We start from the raw sequence: 19,174 nt of genomic DNA on the forward strand, positions 1-19,174 counted from the left end.
GGGATGGCCTGCCAGCTTCCGGGGGCACAATCACCGGAAGAGTATTGGGGCGTGCTGATGAACGGAGTACGCACGACGGGGGAATTCCCACATTCCCGCAGGCGTGACACAGACCCGTTCCTGCCAAAGGGTGTCGAATATCGCAAAGGCGGTTATCTGTCCCATGTGGATCAGTTCGATGCGCCGTTCTTTCGTATTTCGCGAAAGGAAGCAGAGGCGATGGACCCCAATCAACGCCTATTTCTGGAGACAGCGTGGGAAGCAATGGAGGATGCAGGTGTCGGCAAGGAAAAACTCAAGAATACGAAGACGGCTGTCTACATTGGACAGGAGACTAATTTCAACAATCAGTATCGCCAATTAATTGAAGAAGAGGATGAACTCGCCCTCGTCGGTTCACACACGGGCATCACTGCAAGTCGCATCCAGTATCTGCTCAACTTGCGTGGTCCGAGTCTGGTTCTCGATACAGCTTGTTCATCAGGGTTGGTTGCTCTTCATATGGCCTGTCAGGGACTTCGTAACAACGAATTCCAGCAGGCGCTAGTCGGTGGCCTCTCCACGTTCATATTTCCGGCAGGCAAGGATCTGGTGCATGAAGCGGGTACCGGGATCATCCGTGCCTTCGACAAGGATGCCAACGGCACAGTCTGGGGAGAAGGCGTCGGCGTACTGTTGTTAAAGCCCCTGGAACAGGCATTGCGGGATGGCGACCCGATCCGGGCGGTAATCAAAGGCAGCGCCATCAATAATGATGGTCAGTCGAACGGGATCACCGCGCCGAATGCCGATGCTCAGGCAGAGGTCTTGCAAATGGCGTGGAAGATGTCCGGAATCCACCCGGAGACGATCTCCTACATCGAGACGCACGGCACCGGCACTCAGCTCGGGGATCCCATTGAGATCAAAGGAATCGCCAAAGCGTTTCGCGCCCATACGGATAAGCGGCAATTTTGCGGGATTGGCTCTGTCAAGACCAACATTGGACACACGGTCGGCAATTCCGGTATTGCGTCGTTGATCAAGATGGTGCTGGCCTTGGAACATGCTCAGTTGCCGCAAACGATCGGTTTTGAAACACCGAACCCGTTTATCAACTTTGTAGACTCACCAGTCTATGTGAATGACCGTCTGAGGAACTGGGAGAGCGCTGACCATCCGCGCCGCTGCGGGGTGAGCGCATTTGGATTCTCTGGCACGAACGCCCATGTGGTACTGGAAGAAGCTCCTCAGCTCCCAGAAAGAGCACCGGCTGGAACGGAGCTGCATCTCTTCACTCTGTCCGCCAAGTCCTACCCTGCATTACGCGAGTCTTTGCGCCGTCATCTCCGCTATCTGCAAAACCATGAGAAAGTGTCTCTGTCGGACTTGTGCTACACGGCGAACACCGGGCGGGGGCATTATCAGGAGCGCATGATCTTCCAGGTGAGAACGGTAAAGGAGCTTCGAGATCGCTTGCGGCAGGTGTTGCATGTCACGGGGGAGGAGATCACTCGGCAGGTGCAGGGGGCTGGTTATGGAAAGCACAAAATCGTCCATCGCAAAGGGGAGCGGCAACAAGGGGAATTGTCTGAACAAGATGTAATCCGCATGAGCGCGGAGATCAACCGTCGCTTGGTCCACGCTCCGAACGGGGTGACCCCGGAGCTGGCCGAGGAGTTGTGCGCATCCTATCTGGCCGGGGCAGAGATAGATTGGAGTGTTCTTTACAAGATCGGGCATCGGGCGATGCGTCTCCCTGTATATCCCTTTGACAGGTTGCGCCATTGGGTACAAGTTGACGGACTACTGTTGAAACAACGGGAGGATGTCGGCAGGCCAAAGAAGCTGACCACACCGTTGGTCGACCGTTGTCAGGCGATAACGATGGAAGGCGCGATCTACGAGACTGACCTGGACGCCACATATTGGGTGTTGGAGGAGCATCGCATCGGCACTAAGGCGGTCCTACCCGGCACAGCGTATCTGGAAATTTCGCTGGAGGCTGCGCGTGAATATGGCATGCAAGAGCCGATCACGGTTGCCGAGATGCAGTTTTTGGCGCCGTTTACAGTCGAGGACGGGGAGACCCGCACATTGCAGACCGTGTTGTCGAAGACTGCTGATGGGATGCGCGTCACGCTCTGCTCACAAGGTGGGGACGATACGTGGATGTTGCACGCAACCGGCTTGTTGGAGAATTCGGAGGAGGGCGTGCAGGCGGATGTCGATATGGAAGCTGTGTTCGCCCGGTGTCCGCATCTTGCAAAGAGAGAAGAGAACGTAGTGGCGGCAGGAGATAGCATCCTGTTTGGACCGCATTTTCAATGCGTCACGAACATGTGGATCGGGGAGGAGGAAGCGCTCATCGAGATCACGATGCCCTCTTCGCATCAGGAGGAACTTGGCGATTATTCCCTTCACCCCGCTCTTCTTGACAGGGCGACAGGCTCCGTTGTCGATTTAGCGGATCAAAAAGGAAAGGGGATGCATCTCGCTTTCTCCTACCGTAATCTACGTCTTTATCGTCCGTTGCCGGAACGTTTCTATTCGAGGGTACGCAGGCTCGAAGTTTCGACAGACGACTTGCAGGTCTATAAAGTGCAGCTGTTCGATGTGAGCGGGTGTGTTCTGGCAGAGATCGGAGAATTTTCCACGATCCGAGTACCGATCGGTCAGGAACAGACGATGTTCTATATGACCGAGTGGAGGGAGACCCCGCTCAAGGAGACTACGGCATGGACGAATGAAGCTGTCTGTATTTTGAAGGACGACTCCGGTCTGGCCGATCAGTTGGCTGATCGGTTGCGGGAAAATGGGCGGCGTGTGATTGAGGTGCAATGGGGACAGGAGTACCGGAGTCTGGGAGGCGATCGCTATCTCGTGAGTGGCACCGAGGACGACTATGCACGTTTGCTGAGGGAGACGGACGACGTCCCGTGGAAACATCTGTACCATCTGTTCACCTGGAACTGCAAGCCTGCTGAGGGTATCGAGCAACTCAAAGCCAATCAAGAGCGAGGTGTGCTCAGCCTGTTGCGTCTGTCGCGATGCTTGATGAACAGCCGCGGCAAGCAGGATATACAGATCGTTCTAATCGCCGATCATGCGTCGGCGGTCACAGGGAAGGAAACGGTGATCAAGCCCGAACAGGCCTCATTGCTTGGTCTTGGTAAGGTAATCGGGGAAGAAGCGCTAAACTTGCGCTGTCGGACGATCGATCTTGACGAAGCTACCGGGCTTGATGTGCTGTGGCGGGAACTGAGTTCACAAGAAGCCCCGTACAGCATTGCATACCGCGGGGGAGTCCGTTATACCCCGGAAGTGCGGCCGTCACATACACAACTAAGCGATTCCTCGTTCGCGTTGCGTCGCGACGGCATCTATCTGATCACCGGGGGCACCGGCGGGATCGGGTTGGAGCTTGCTCATTGGCTAACCCAACAGAACGTCACGGTCGCTTTGTTGCATCGTTCGCCGCTGCCGGAGCGTGCGCGCTGGGCGGAGTTGTCAAGCGGCGAAGATAAACTGTCGCACCAGATTCGTAAAATACTGACGCTGGAAGCCTCGGGTGCAAAACTTTTGCTTGTGCAAGGTGATGTAGCCGATGCCGACTCCTTGCGAAGCGCTCTGCAGAAAGTACGAGAACATGGGCCGTTGCGCGGTGTGTTTCACGGAGCGGGGGTGGCAGGAGACGGATTTTTGATACGCAAGCACGAGGTAGACTTCCGCAAGGTGCTCGCTCCGAAGGTGGAAGGGACATGGTGGCTGAATCGGTTGACGCAGTTAGACGATCTCGACTTCTTCATCCTGTTCTCATCTGTGACCGCGATTCTATCCGGAGCAGGACAGGGAGACTATACAGCAGCTAATGCCTATCTCGACGCGTTTGCGGCTGAACAAAGACGCAAGGGACGTCCGATGCTGTCGATCAATTGGTCTACCTGGAAAGAGGCAGGCATGGCGTTTGACTATGGCGTAACTGCGGACGGTATTTTTCGATCCCTGACCACCGAAGAAGCTCTGCAAGGGCTGGCCGCTGTGTTGCCGCCGGAACGTCATCAAGTGATTATCGGCAGGTTGAATTATGATCTGTTAACGAATGTCATGGATCAAGCCCCTTACCTGTTGTCAGAGGAGATACATCGTGAGGTCAGCAGATTGTCTGCTTCAAAGCGTAACAAGCGTACTACCAGATCGCTGATTCGACCGGCTTCAGTGGTGCTGAGCGGCCGTTCTGAAGGCGATTACACCGAGCGGGAGCAACAGATCGCCGCCATCTGGGCCGAAGTACTGGGGCTCGACACAGTGAACATCCACGACAATTTCTACGAATACGGCGGGGATTCGATTCTTGCGATTAAGATCGCCAATTTAATAGAAGAAAGACTACAGACTAGAGTGTCAATCAGTGACCTGTTTCAACACCTGACCATTTATGAGTTGACACGAGCTATTGGTGATGCCGAACGGGAAGTCCCCGCGGAAGTGGCGGCAGGAACTAGAGCAGAAGAACACGTCGGCGAATTGTCAAGCGGGCAACAACGCCTCTGGTTCCTACATCAGATAGACCCGGGCATTCATGTCTATAATTTGAGGGCAAACTTTGAAATGAGGGGGCTCGACCCGGAGGCATTTCTTTCAGCCTTGCGTATCTTGACCGCTCGGCATGCCGCACTGCGCACCGTGATCCGCGAGGAGTCAGGTGTCCCAAAACAAGCGGTGCTGCCATCGCATGAACCTGTTGTGGAATGGGTCGAGGCGGACGAAGTTCTGCTGCATGATCTGCTGAATGAAGAGCACGAACGGACAATTGATTTTAGCGAGCCTCTCTGGAGGGTCAAAGTGTTCATGACAGGTGCTGATCGGCAAGTGATTGCAATGACGATCCACCATCTGATCACAGACGGCTGGAGCATGCTCTTGTTGCTGGATGAATGGCAACGTCTCTACGAGAGCCGACTGAAAGGTACGGAGCTCGAATTACCGCCTCTGCGTGTGCAATATCAGGACTGGGTTGAAACACAAGCCGCGTGGATGCAAAGTACAGAATTTGCAAATATGGAACGTTATTGGCTTGAGGAACTTACGAAACCTCTTCCCGTACTGGAGATTGCGACCGACTATCCGCGCCCGCAGTTGCAGACATACAACGGCAGCTATCATGTGTTCGAAATCGATGCGGAGCGTTCGGCGAGATTGAAGGAGCTAGCCAAGCGCAATCAGGCAACGTTGCACATGTTGCTCCTTTCTAGCTACTTCCTCCTTCTGCAAAAGCTGTCCCAGCAAGACGAGATCGTCGTCGGGTTTCCCATCGCTGGCCGCGAGTCGAAGGAATGGGAATCAGTTCTTGGTTTGTTCATGAATATGATTTGTCTGCGGGTCTCGTTCGCTGACTTGCACACGTTTGACGATTTATTGCGGGTTGTTCAGGCTAAAAGTGTCAAGGCTTATGCGAACAGTCGCTATCCCTTCGACTTGCTGGTCTCGAAAGTCAACCCGGAGCGGGACTTGAGCCGCAGTCCGATCTTTCAGACGATGTTTCAATTTTTCGAGAACTATCAAGCGAATGAGCGACAGAGTCTGTACGAACTTTGTTTCCTCTGCAAAGAAACGGATAGCAAGATCGAAGTGCGCTGGGAGTATAACACAGACTTATATACCGCGAAGACAATTGAGCGCTTAACAGAGTATTTCCTCCATCTGGTAAAGGTGATCACCGATCACGAGCAAGTTATTCTCGCAAATGTACGGTTATTGGGAGAGACAGCAGAGGCAGATGTGCGGGAATTGTATACGAATTTCGACCCTGAAAGCGTGCCAGAACTCACGGTCATACAGCGGTTCGAACAGATCGCTGCCACCCATATGGGTGAGACAGCAGTGACGTATTTCGATCAGCGAGTCACATATGGGGAACTCGAGGCTTGGTCGAACCGCATCGCCCACCTGTTGAGGGAGGCGGGGGTCACCCGGAATCAGCCGGTCGGTCTGTTGCTGAACAGAGGGCTGCCACTGATCGCGGGCATCCTTGGCATTTTAAAAGCTGGCGGGGCCTATGTACCGATTGATCCTCAATACCCGCTGGATCGGGTCTGTTACATGTTGCAGCACAGTGAGGTGCAGGTGCTGATCAGCGAAGCAGAACAAGCGGAGAGATTCCGTGTTTTGAGCGCCGATTTGCCTCTGTTGGAAAAGGTGCTGGATCTGACCGGATCGGATCACACGATCTGGACGGGTGTCTCCCAGGTGTGGCTCAGATCGGACATCGAGGCGCAAGACTCGAGTGGCTTAAAGCTGCAGTCCAGTCTTGACGATCTGATGTACCTGATTTACACCTCTGGTTCCACGGGCCGTCCCAAAGGAGTGATGGTCACCCAGTTGAATGCGATGAATTTTCTCCTCGGCAGCATCGCTCAGGGACGTCTCGGCCGTGGGGATCAGATGGCGTGGGTTACTTCGATATCATTTGACATCTCCGTTTTTGAGATCTTCGGGGCACTGCTCAGCGGGGCAGGCTTGCATATAATTTCGCAGGAGCTGTTAACGAATCCAGAAGAACTGCTTACCTATCTTCATGGCAATGGCATTACGATATGGCATTCCGTGCCGGCCTTGTTTCACCAGTTGGTGCTCTATTTGCGCAGCAGAAGCGACCTAACCGAATGGGCTGGAAAAAGTAGCATCCGCCGGATCATGATCGGCGGGGAGGCCTGGAGCGCTGAACTGGCCAAGGAGATTCTCGCTCTCTTTCCACAAGCGGAATTAATGAATATGTATGGTCCAACTGAAGCCACGATCTGGGCGACGTGCTACCAAGTTGAGCAGCTCGATTGGATAAACGGGATTCTGCCGATTGGACGACCTCTCGTCAACAACGCCGTTATGATCTTGGATGAACAGGGCATGTTGTGTCCAGTCGGTGTGCCCGGTGAGATCTGCATATGCGGTCTCAACGTGACACCCGGCTATTACAAAGATCCCGTACAGACTGCCAAGGCCTACTCCATCGATCCAAAGACAAGGGATCGTGTGTACCGCACGGGCGATATCGGACGCTACTCATCAAAAGGCGTGATTGAGTATCTCGGGCGCCGGGACGGCCTGATCAAAGTGCGCGGATACCGCATTGAAGCGGGAGAGATAGAAAGCGTTTTACTCCGAATCGGCTCCGTGAGCGAGACGGCTGTAGTCGCATTGAGCGAAGGGGATACAAACAAGTTGGTTTGCTATTACGTCTCACCGGACGATGTCACGGCCGCTCGGTTGCGGGATCATCTGCGGGAGAGTTTGCCCGAGTATATGATCCCGTCGCACTTCTTTGCACTCGGGGAATTGCCAAGGACGGCCAACGGCAAGATCGACCGTCAGGAACTCGCGGGGCGTACGTTGCCGGACCGACTCACCGACGAGGGAGAATTGTCCCTGCCAACCACGGGGACGGAGCGCTTGATCAGTCAGATTTGGGAGGAGCTGCTCGGTTGGAAAGGCGTTGGCATCCACGATAATTTCTTCGAAATCGGGGGTAACTCGTTCCTCGTCAGTCAGATGCACTACCGCCTCTCGGAACAGTATCCGGGACGGCTGCGCATCGTCGATCTGTTCACGCACACCACAATCGCCAAGATTGCGGCCTACCTGGACAGCGATCAGGCAGAGCCAGGGCCGCTTGTGATAGCTCCTCCTAAGATAGGGGAGGCTGAATTGGAACAAGAGTTGTTGGACATGTTCGATCAGATTTCTTCCGGTAAGCTCTCGCTGGACGAAGCAGTTAAAAAATATTCGTAACACACGGAGGTAAAAGTGAGCAACGTCACTCAATATGTCATCGAAAAGACTGCGTCCGGCAACATTGATAAAACGATTGGGGTTGAGATTCTCAAGCGTTTAAAACTGGAAGAAAAAGCAGGGGAGCGGGACGAGGTTGCCGTTGTCGGCTTGTCAATCCAACTTCCGCATGCCGATGAATTAGCCCAGTTCTGGAGCCATCTGCAACAGGGAATCGATTGCGTCGCTCCTTTTCCAGCCGTACGGAGGAAAGATACAGACCCACTGCTCACGCACATCCAGGCCGGGCAGGAGGAGCCTGACTATGCGCGAGGCTCGTATTTGAGCGAAGTGGATAAGTTTGACGCCGCCTTTTTTCAGATCTCGCCTGTTGAAGCAAGATTGATGGACCCACAGCAGCGGTTGTTTTTGCAGACTGCATGGAAAGTGTTGGAGGATGCTGGGTACGGTGGGCGGAGGTTATCCTCCACCCGTACCGGGGTCTATGTCGGGTACACAGGTGATTTTAGCGAGGCATACAAAGATATGATCGCGAATCAGAGCCCGGAACAACTGCCCCTCTCAGTACCAGGCAATATCTCGTCCATCATCGCCAGCCGCATCGCGTACTTGCTGGACTTGCATGGCCCGGCACTTTTGGTCGACACAGCCTGCTCCTCGTCGCTGGTAGCGTTGCATCTTGCTGTACAGGGGTTGCGAAATGGCGACTGTGATAATGCGTTAGTGGGCGGGGTCAAGCTCAACTTGTTGCCGCTTCGAGTCCGTCAAGAAGGCCTAGATATTGTCTCGACCTCGGCAAAAGCAAGGACGTTTGACGATGATGCTGACGGAACGGGATTTGGTGAGGGCGTCATCGCGATGTTGTTGAAACCATTGCCGAGTGCTCTACGAGACGGGGACCGCATCTACGCGGTGATCAAGGGGAGCGCGATCAACCAAGACGGCAGTTCCATCGGTATCACCGCTCCAAGTGCTGCTGCACAGGAGGATGTAATCATCCGGGCCTGGCAAGATGCCCAAGTGAACCCCGAAACAATTGGCTTAATTGAAGCGCATGGGACGGGAACGAAGCTTGGCGATCCGATCGAAATGGAGGGGCTAACTCGTGCGTTCAACCGCTTTACACAACGAAAACAGTTTTGTGCAATAGGATCCGTCAAGTCAAACGTCGGGCACCTCGACCATCTTGCCGGATTGGCCGGCGTGGTCAAAGCGATTGCAGCGATGCAGTACGGGCAATTGCCTCCAACGTTGCATTTTCAAAAGCCAAATCGAAACATCTCGTTCCCTTCAACAGCGCTGTACGTCAATGACCGGTGCACGCCGTGGGAGCGTCATGGCATGCCGCGGCGCTGTGGAGTATCTTCCTTTGGGCTTAGCGGGACCAACTGCCATGTGGTATTAGAAGAAGCGCCACCTATTGAAATGGACGGCCAGTCTGCCGATCGGAGCGGGCCGTATGTGCTTCCGATCTCTGCCAAATCTCAAGAGGCACTTCGCGAACTGACCCAACGATACCATCGTCTGCTCGTCTGCGAAACGAATCTTAACCTTTTCGACCTTTGCGCGACAGCGAGTGTTGGGCGAGGTCATTACACTACAAGGCTGGCATTGCTATTCAACAACCATGTGGAACTCCGAAATCAATTGGCTACACTCGTCTACAGTCAGCAATTGATCTCCGACCCCCAACGTGGGATCTACTGGGGAGAACACCGCATCATTCCCGAGCAAAAAGGCGTTCTTGCTCAGGGAGAGCTGACGGAAGAGCGCAAGAGACAGTTGTCAGTAGAGGCGCGGACGCTGCTGGGAAAAGCTGACTGTCTGGAGGGCTGGATCCACTTGTATGTAAGTGGTGCAGATGTAGATTGGACTGCATGGTATGGAGGGCAGCCATACCGCAAAGTGGCTCTTCCGCTGTACCCTTTTGCTAAGAAGCGATACTGGGTGGAGAACGCTAATCGGGTGACGCTTTCACAACCCGCCGGACCGCGTATCTCGTTCCTGATCGATCGAATCTTGGCCGATACGATGCATCTGCGCGTTTATGGGAGTCAGTTCGGCTTCGATACGCATTGGATGCTGTCTGAGCACCTGATCAACGGGCAAGGGGTGGTGCCAGGGACAACGTATCTGGAGATGATCCGACAATTGTCTTTGTTGCTGGCACCGGGCCAGAGTTCGGAACTGGAAGGGGTAATCTTCCTGGCGCCACTCATCGTCGGAGCAGGGGAAAGTCGTGAAGTTCACGTTATGTTGAAAGAAGAAATCGAACCGATCTCCTTTACCATCGTCAGTCGCGGGGACACGGCCGAACAGTGGATCAAGCACTGCGAGGGGAGATTATCCTTTTCAGAACGAAAAGCTCCGCCTCTGGATGTTGGGGAACTAGCGGCCCGATTCACAGGCAAGATGCAGATTCATCAGGAGGAACAGCATCAAGGCGCTATCGAGTTTGGTCCTCGTTGGCATAACATCGATTTGATCCGCGCGATGGAAGGGGAAGTGCTGGTTGACTTGCGATTGCATGACGACTATGCGCCTGATCTTACCGAATTTGTACTTCACCCGGCGCTGTTCGATAACGCAATGAACATCGCGATCAACCATGTGGGTGACGGGATGTATCTGCCTTGGACATACAAGAAGCTTCGCGTGTATGCACCTATACCGCAAGCGTTCACCAGTTGGGTGGTCTTGAAATCCCCCTTGCAGGCTCATGCTGAGACTGCGACTTTTGACGCGGTTTTGTTTGACTCAGAAGGTCAGGTCGTGGCGGAAGCGGAGGACTACGTGGTCAAGAAGGTACGTCCAGAAGGTGTCACCTACCAGGGCTTGCAAGTGAACGAGATGTTTCGAATGGAGTGGAAACAAGAGTTCCGAAACGAGCAAAAAGTTACCTACACAGGCGGCCTGCTGCTCTTGTTGCGCGATGCACATGCGGCGGAACCATTTCTGCGGATGGCTAAGCAGGAAGAGCGCGCCGTTGTCAGGGTGAACCTGAAAGGTACAGACAGGGAAACGGAGCTGACGGAACTGCTCGGCTCATTGAGAGAGGCTTCCATCAGCCAAATCGTTTATTTCCTTGACGGGGAAACGCCGGAAGATCTGTTTGGATTGGCTAAGGCCTTATCCGCCAATCGTTGGAATCATCCTCTTGAACTGACACTGCTCGGTACGAACGCGAATCGAATTACCGGTGAGGAAGGGGAATTGCAACCGCTGACAGCCGCAGCGTTTGCACTCGGAAAAGTGATACATGAAGAGTTCGAGCATCTACGCGTTCGATGTATCGATCGGGATCGGTCCACCGATGACGTTATTCTATGGAAGGAACTCGTCAACGAACCATCGTCTTACATAGTCGGCTATCGTGCTGGGACTCGATGGACCCCACAACTTAGCATGTTTGATTTGCAAGCACAACCCGATGTGCCTTTTGCTTTGAAAACCGACGGTGTTTATTTGATCACCGGCGGAATCGGCGGTCTGGGTCTTGAAGTGGGCAGGCATTGGGCGAATGTCCCGAATGTTAAGCTAGCGTTTCTTAGCCGTTCAACATTTCCTCCACGTGAGGAATGGACGTCCTGGATGGATCGTGGGGATACACCGCCCAAAATCACGCGCGCGATCCGCGCCTTGATCGAGATGGAGCAGATGGGTGCTGAGGTGTGTGTCTGTAAAGCGGACATCTCTGTGGAAGCGGAGATTGGCCCTGTATTGCGAGGTCTGCGGGAGCGATACGGTCGAATAAGGGGGATCGTTCATGCAGCAGGTGTGGCTGGGGATGGTTTCTTGTTCCACAAAAAACGCGAGACGTTCTGCCACGTACTTACGCCGAAAGTCAGCGGAACAATACTGCTCGACAGGCTGACGGCAGAGGACGAACTCGATTTCTTCGTATTCTTCTCGTCGATCTCTGCACTCACGGGAGGTGTCGGTCAAGGGGATTATGCTGCCGCAAACGCTTTTCTCGATGCGTATGCAGCTTTCCGCAATTCACAAGGCAAACGCACGTTGGCGATCAACTGGCCAGCGTGGAAGGAGACGGGGATGGCGGTTGACTACGGAGTAGAAGATCGCGGATTCCTGCAGAGCATACGCACGGCAACTGCGTTACAGGTGCTGGATCAATTGCTGAGCAAAAATGTCGTGCAAGTGCTGGTTGGAAAGCTAAACGATGCGGTGCTCGGCAGCGTGCAGGACAACGACTATTTGTTGCCGCTCTCTCCGGACTTGCGCCGTCTCATCTCCCGTCGAGTTGCTCAAATGGTTGGGCGCTCTATCTCGGCTGATAAGGTTGTGCGTCCATCGGAAGCGGTCGCTATACGCGGGTACGGTGATCAGGGGTTGAGCGAGACCGAAATCCGCTTGGCGAAAATCTGGGCCGGAGTACTCGAACTCGATGAGATTGACGTCTATGACAGTTTCCATGACATGGGCGGTGATTCGATATTGGCAGCTAGCATGTTGAGAGCTTTGGAGGCCGAATTTGGTTCCCTGATCGACATTTCTGATATATTTACGTATTCGTCCGTGTACGAAATGGCTGCGTATTTGGAGAAGAAGCAAGGAAAAGTGTCTGCACCTGCTTCAGAGCACCCCGAGGCGGTGGAAGAGGCGGAGGACGACGATGAGATCGAGCGCGTCCTACGTAAATTGGCCAGTGGAGAGCTTGACTCGAAGGAAGCGGATAAGCTGCTCCGATGGGAGGATGAGGAAGACGAATGGGATTGATCAAGGACTACATATTTAATCAGGTAGCTCAGAAAAAGCTCGATCCTCAGGATGCCAAGAGCCTGTTGAAAGAACTTCAGTCACTGAACAAGAACGTTAAGGACGAAGAGATCGCGATCATCGGCATGGCCGGACGATATCCTTCTGCAAACAGCATCGATGAGTATTGGAGTTTGCTCAGAAACGGTGTCAACGGGATAACCTCGTTTCCTGAACAGAGGAGTCGGGATGTAGCTGAGATTCTTGCTGTTCCGTATTTCGCTCAACTACTGCTTGGCAGGCAGCCGCCCTCCGAAGAGGAGCTGTCCGTTCTACTTGGGGCAGGCGGATACCTTGATGCAATTGACACATTCGATGCAGCCTTTTTTCGCATCTCCCCGCGAGAGGCCACCTATATGGATCCGTGGCAGCGTGTCTTTTTGGAGACAGCTTATCAGGCGATCGAAGATGCGGGGTATGGCGGCGACAAGATCGTCGGCACCCGGACGGGTGTTTTCGTCGGCAAGGATCATACCAATATGCAACTATACAAGATGGTGACGGAGCCGGATGCGATGCACCTTACCGGTTCGTGGACGGGAATTCTCGCCAGCCGTTTATCTTACATCTTCAATTTACAAGGTCCTAGCCAAGTAATTGACACGGCTTGTTCGTCTGGACTGGTTGCCATTCATGAGGCGTGTCAGGCGCTTCGAAACAAAGAGTGTGAGATGGCGGTAGCAGGGGGAATCAACCTGTCGTTCCTGCCGCTGATCAATCCGGATGGTGACATGAAAATGGTAGAGACCTCTGAGACCATCGTGCGAACGTTTGACAAAGAAGCCAAGGGAACGCTGTGGAGCGAAGGGGTCGGTGCACTGTTGCTCAAGCCGCTCTCTAAAGCGATAGCGGATGGAGATCCGATTCATGCTGTGATCAAAGGAAGCGCAACGAACAACGATGGTGCCTCCAACGGTATCACTGCCCCGAACGCTTCGGCTCAGGAAGACTTGATCGTGCAAGCGTGGAAAAACGCTAAGGTCAATGCGGAGACGATCCGCTATGTGGAAGCACATGGCACAGGCACTGTGATCGGGGACCCTATTGAAGTCAAAGCGTTGACCGAAGCATTCCGCCGTTTTACTGACAGGCAACAATTTTGCGGCATCGGCTCGGTCAAGACCAATATCGGGCATGCGGTTGGTGCTTCCGGTCTGGCTTCGATCACCAAGGTCATCCTCGCCCTGCGCCATCGTGAATTGCCGCCGAGCTTGCATTTTCAAACTCCCAATCCGTACATCTCGTTTACGCAGACACCACTCTATGTAAACGACACAATTCAGCCGCTTGTCCCTGATAGTGATAAGCCGTTGCGGGCAGGGGTCAGTTCGTTTGGATTCAGTGGCACCAACTGTCACATCGTGTTGGAAGAAGCACCTGCTCGGAAAGGTTGTCTGGAGGAGGAGAGCGGAGCTCTGCGATTGTTTGTGCTCTCAGCGCGGCAGAAGGAACTACTGGTTCGGCAGGTGGAACAATACAAGCGCTATCTGGAAAGGGAGCCCCATGCTCCGTTAGCCGACATTTGTTTCACAGTGGCGACCGGCCGTGGTCACTACAGTCATCGACTGGCTCTCCTCGTAGAGAGCACCCAAGACCTGTATACGCAATTGACGCAGTTCTTGCAGATGGCACCGACAGAATGGAACGGAGAGCGGAGTTGGTACGGGGTCCATCAGATCGTCCATGACCAGAAAGTTCGAGCGGAGGGCGATCTTTCACAGCAGGACAAGCGTCAACTGAACCACAGTGCGAGGGAAGAGGCGATCCAAAGCAATCTCAAGGGGGTTGCACGGTGCTATGCAGCCGGAGCGGACATCGAGTGGGAGATGCTGTATCCGGAAGGTCAGCACCGTCGGTTGTCTCTGCCGACCTATCCATTGGCTCGGACTCGTTACTGGGCGAGCGTCAACCAGGTGCACATGCCTGATCTGGCACAGGCGAAGGCGGCGGAACATCCGCTCCTAGACCGTTGTATGGCTGATTCGATCGATCAGACTATCTACACTACGACCCTGCACGCCGACCGCTTGTGGGTCTTGAACGAGCATCGCTTGCAGACGCATCCGGTTATGCCGGGGGTGGCGTTTTTGGAAGTGGTGCTGGGGGCATGTCGTGAACAGTATGGAGAGCACTCCTATGAGTTTCGAGATGTACTGTTCCTCGCTCCTCTGGTCGTGCCAGAAGGAGAATCACTGGAACTGCAGACGGTGCTGACTAAAGAAATGGGCGGCCTGCACTTCCGGCTGGTCAGTAAGCAAGACACGAACTGGTTGCTGCACGCTGAAGGGCAAGTTACTATCCTTAACCAAACGGCTCCAGCCGTTCCTGACACGGTGGCGATCCGTCGACGTTGCTCACAAGAGGCAAACGAAGTGCGACCGGCCGACGCTATGCGCCACTTTCATTTCGGCCCGCGCTGGTCGAACATGGCAGATATCAAAGTCGGTGAAGGGGAATACCTCGTTCACCTCAAACTGCCGGAACAGTTTCTAGAAGACCTGGACGGATATACGTTGTATCCGGCCTTGCTCGATAATGCTCTGAACGTACCGATCCATCTCGACCGGGAAGGACATTACATCCCATTTGCCTTCAAATCGTTCGTGTTCTATCGTCCATTGCCCCATCGCTTTTACAGTCATATCGTAAAACACATGAAGGAGGGGCGGGCGCAAGAAACAAAATCGTTCGATATCACGCTGTTTGATGAATCAGGGCAGGTGTTGGCGACAGCAACCCAGTACACGATCAAACTGCTCAAGGAAGTTGACGAACACCGGTTCTTGTCGCTGGTCGACGCCGGTACAGCGTTACACGAACTGACTTGGATCCCCCAAGACCTGGACAACGCGGTGTACGATCTTCCGCTGGGAGTGACCATGGTGTTGCACAGCGGATCAGCGTGGGCCGCTCAGTGGACAGATGCTTTGCGCGAATCTGGCCGCCGTGTCTTGGAAGGACGGACGCTAGCTATCGCGGACGGAGAACCCGTCGTGGAAATCGTGTTGCTCGACACTGAGGAAGATGGGATCGAGAGCCTCTATACGTGGTACAATTCATGGCTCGCCCGCTCTGAACGTACGAGAATTCACTTGATCGTGCCTGCTCGCAACGTCTCGAAGGTAACCGGCGAGGAGCGGAGTCTGCATCCGTATGCTGCAGGCGCGTTCGGGCTGGCAAAAGGCATTGCGCAGGAGCAAGCGAATTTTCGCGTGACTTGCCTCGATGTTGACGAGCGGACCCCGGTCGCGAACTTGCTGGCAGAGCTCGGACGACCAGAGCAATCCGCATATCGCTTGACGGCGTACCGTAATGGCCGACGCTATGTACAACAATTGCAGCGCGTCTCGCCTAAAGGGGCGTCGTCGATCACGCTGCACGAGGGAGCCGTCTATGTCATTACCGGTGGGTTGGGCGGTCTCGGCTTGGAAGTAGCGGAACATTTCAGTTCCATGAAAAAAATTAAGCTCGCCCTGTTGAGCCGTACTCCATTGCCCGAATCAGATCAGTTTGACATCTCAGTGAAAGCACGTCGCTCGTTGCAAGCCATCCACGAGATGAGGGAGCATGGCATCGAGGTGGTTCCCTATGCCTGCGATGTAGCAGATGAACATGCTTTGCGCGAGGTGTTGCAACAGATCCGGACAGACCTAGGCCCGATTAAAGGAATCGTACATGCGGCGGGTGTTGCGGGTGAAGGTTTGCTGGTGCGCAAGCAGGAAGGGGACTTCCGACAGGTGGTCTCTCCCAAGGTGGATGGGACCGTGAATTTGGATCGATTGACCCAACAGGATGATCTAGATTTCTTCGTGCTCTTCTCCTCGGTGACCGCTTTGACCGGGGGAATCGGACAAGCCGATTACACGGCAGCCAACTCGTTTCTCGACGCATTTGCCGCGGCACGCCAACACGGCGGCAAGAGCACACTCTCAATCGGATGGTCGAGCTGGAGCGAGACCGGCATGGCAGTCGAGTACCACGTGGCGCAGGAAGAGCGTCTGTTCAAGCCTCTCTTGACGGCAAAAGCTCTACACCTGTTGGATTTGGCCATGGCGCAGGAGAAAGCTCATCTACTGGCGGGGGAAATGTCTTTGCTGCAATGGGCACGATTTGAGGGCGACTTGCCCTTCCTGCTGAGCCCGGATATTCTATTGCAGGTCCAACGAAGGCGCCTAAGCGCCAATGCAGCACGCCAAGATACCAAAGCATATCGGGAAGTTGTTCTCACTGGGCGGCATGATGGGGAGTATACCTTGTTTGAGCAAGAGCTTGGGAGGTTGTGGGGGGGAGCATTGGGGTTTGCCGAGATCAGCGTCTATGACAATTTTTACACCCTTGGCGGCGACTCGATTCTCGCCGTCAAATTGGTAAGCGCGATTAGTGATCACCTGCACATGGACCTTGAGGTGTCCGATCTATTTGACCATCCAACACTCAATGAACTGGCACAGCATCTTGAATCGCTTGGTGTTGTGATGATGTCGGAACCTGCCGAGCTATTTCAGCCATCATCTGAGCAAGCACAACGCTTGGAGACGGCTGCGAATGACGAAGAAAACTCAGATTCGGTTCCACATAAAAACCTCACCGATCAGGCTTATGTCGATTCTCCGGGGGTCGAGCTTATTTCCGATCTGTCATGGCGGCAACTGAACTGTTACGACCGAGGCTTGGCATTACAGTTCGGTCTACCGAATGCACGCTTGATCCCGTACTTTTTTCTGTGGCTGGGCTTGAAACGTGGGTTTAACTTGACAGATCAAGGTTATCCGTATTCTTTCTCGACGGAAGAAAAAGTTTTTGGCTACGCAACTGATCATCAGCTATTGGCCAAGTTCGGCATGCGTGTTCAACTTACCACTGTTCCTGAACTCTCCGGCCTGCACGATGCAGTCTGTAGTCTGGTAGAGGGTGGCAGACTGGTGCTCGTTTGTTTTGATGAGTTTTACATGTTCTATTCGCCGTACTATCGCAAGGAACACAACGATCATCTGACGGTCATCAATGGCTATAATCGGCAAAATGGCATCTATCAGATTGTAAACCACAGCCACCTGCATTTGGAGAGTCCGCAAAAAGTATCCTATGGGCCTTTCCACGCACAGTTTGGATCACTCGAGGAAATCTATGCCGATCTTCCGCTGGGAGCGCGTGTTCTGGTTTCTCTTGAACCAATTCCCGGCGTTATTGTGGAGGAAGCTTCTCTGCGGACCGAAACATTGGAGATCTTACGTCTGTTGCTAGCGACAGGACAGTCTGGGCGGGATTTTGATCTGGCGGCCGAATTGGTCCGAGAGGGGAGAATGGACGGAGACGCGCTAAACGAACTATATATCGTGCTCGGTGCCAAGGAATTGTTTGCAGACACCTTGCTCCGCCGTTTTTGTCCGGAGATGAGTACTGTATTACGACCGTTAGCCGATGAACTGGTGCTCCACTCAAACAAATTGGTCAACAAATATACTACGGGAATTTACCGTAAGAGACCGTTACGTGCCGAAGATGTTGAGAGTTCTCAGGCGGCTGTCTCCTTTTTGCTGCAAGAGATGTTGACGAAAGCCATCCAAGCTATCGAGGCGGTAGATCACTCGTCAACGAAAGAAGGGAAGGATAACTGATGGAATTCAGCTGGATACTGCCACAAGGCGATATTGACAACATTATCCACCAAGCCCGTCTGGCGGAACGCTACGCATTTGACTCATTGCTGACGATTAGTGTCAACGGGTATATGGATCCGTGGATCACTGCCACCCATGTAGCATCTAAGACAGATCGAATCCGCCTACTTGTGGCCCAAAATACCAACTATCAGTTGCCGATGATAACCGCGAAAGCATGGAACACACTGAACCTGATCGCGGAGGGCCGTATAGACATTAACGTGGTGACCGGAAGCTCCAAAATCGAGCTGGGGCAGATTACCCATGTGGCGGACCACGCCACTCGATATCGAAGGACTAGGGAATTTGTAGAACTTCTGAACAAAATTCAACAAGGACCTGTTACGTTTCTAGGTGAATTTTTCGAAGCGAGTGGGGCGGAAGTCTATCCGCAGCCGGACCCTCAGAGCCCAGGGTCTCTCTTTCTCGCAGGCAGTTCAGAGGAGGCGATGGATTCGGCAGCAGCCTATGCAGACTGCTACTTGATCTATGCCCAGGAACCTGGTGAGGTGGCCGAACAGTTTGCGCGTTTTCGAGAACGGGCGAAAGTCTATGGACGGCAGCCGCGCTGCGGATTGGTGATTGATGTGATTTCCCGTGAAACCTCTGCGGAAGCGTGGGCGGCAGCCGAGGCGTTGGAGTCGTCTTTCGGGCTGATTGACAAGCGAATGGCTCGCCTTTACCAGAACAGCAGTGACTCGGTGGGGATTTCCCGCAACCGTGTTTTAAACAAGAAGGAGAACCTGCGCTTACAGGCAAACCTGTGGGCTGGACTAGCGCAGGTAAGTACCGCTCAGAGTCTTTCGATTGTGGGATCGTATGTGGAAGTTGCTGATACCATCCGTCTCTATCAGTCGGTAGGCGCAGATTGTTTTCTATTCTCAGGATCGACTGGGAAAGAGGAATTACAAAGACTTGGCGAACGGGTACTACCGCTGATCCGCTAATCCATCCAACGCAAGAGAGGT

4 protein-coding genes are annotated in these 19,174 nt (G+C 53.7%); all 4 read left to right on the forward strand.

From position 1 onward, the window contains the following. Positions 1-3: 3 nt before the first annotated feature. The 4 genes from EL268_RS13940 to EL268_RS13955 are packed head-to-tail and all read left to right on the forward strand — an operon-like array spanning position 4 to position 19,153. Entirely contained in the window at positions 4-7,767 is a 7,764-nt protein-coding gene (locus tag EL268_RS13940) for an amino acid adenylation domain-containing protein (protein WP_377850564.1), read from the forward strand. A gap of 15 nt (positions 7,768-7,782) precedes the next feature. Further along, complete coding sequence (locus EL268_RS13945) at positions 7,783-12,504, forward strand: type I polyketide synthase (protein ID WP_106657684.1); 4,722 nt, start codon at positions 7,783-7,785, stop codon at positions 12,502-12,504. Next, positions 12,495-18,161 (forward strand): SDR family NAD(P)-dependent oxidoreductase, encoded by a 5,667-nt coding sequence (locus EL268_RS13950; protein WP_106657685.1) that lies wholly within the window; start codon positions 12,495-12,497, stop codon positions 18,159-18,161. The genes EL268_RS13945 and EL268_RS13950 overlap by 10 nt, the downstream gene beginning before the upstream one ends. Further along, on the forward strand, positions 18,161-19,153 hold the full coding sequence (locus tag EL268_RS13955) for an LLM class flavin-dependent oxidoreductase (protein ID WP_106657686.1): 993 nt from the start codon (positions 18,161-18,163) through the stop codon (positions 19,151-19,153). Before EL268_RS13950 ends, EL268_RS13955 begins: the two co-directional genes overlap by 1 nt. Positions 19,154-19,174: the final 21 nt, after the last annotated feature.

Origin of the sequence: Brevibacillus brevis (assembly GCF_900637055.1) — a bacterium.
In the GTDB taxonomy this organism is placed as follows: Bacteria; Bacillota; Bacilli; order Brevibacillales; family Brevibacillaceae; genus Brevibacillus; species Brevibacillus brevis.

Bases quoted from the DNA above. Each gene is read 5' to 3' on its own strand.
- EL268_RS13940 (WP_377850564.1), top strand. From the start codon at position 4: ATGGCCTGCCAGCTTCCGGGGGCACAATCACCGGAAGAGTATTGGGGC.
- EL268_RS13955 (WP_106657686.1), top strand. From the start codon at position 18,161: ATGGAATTCAGCTGGATACTGCCACAAGGCGATATTGACAACATTATC.
- EL268_RS13950 (WP_106657685.1), top strand. From the start codon at position 12,495: ATGGGATTGATCAAGGACTACATATTTAATCAGGTAGCTCAGAAAAAG.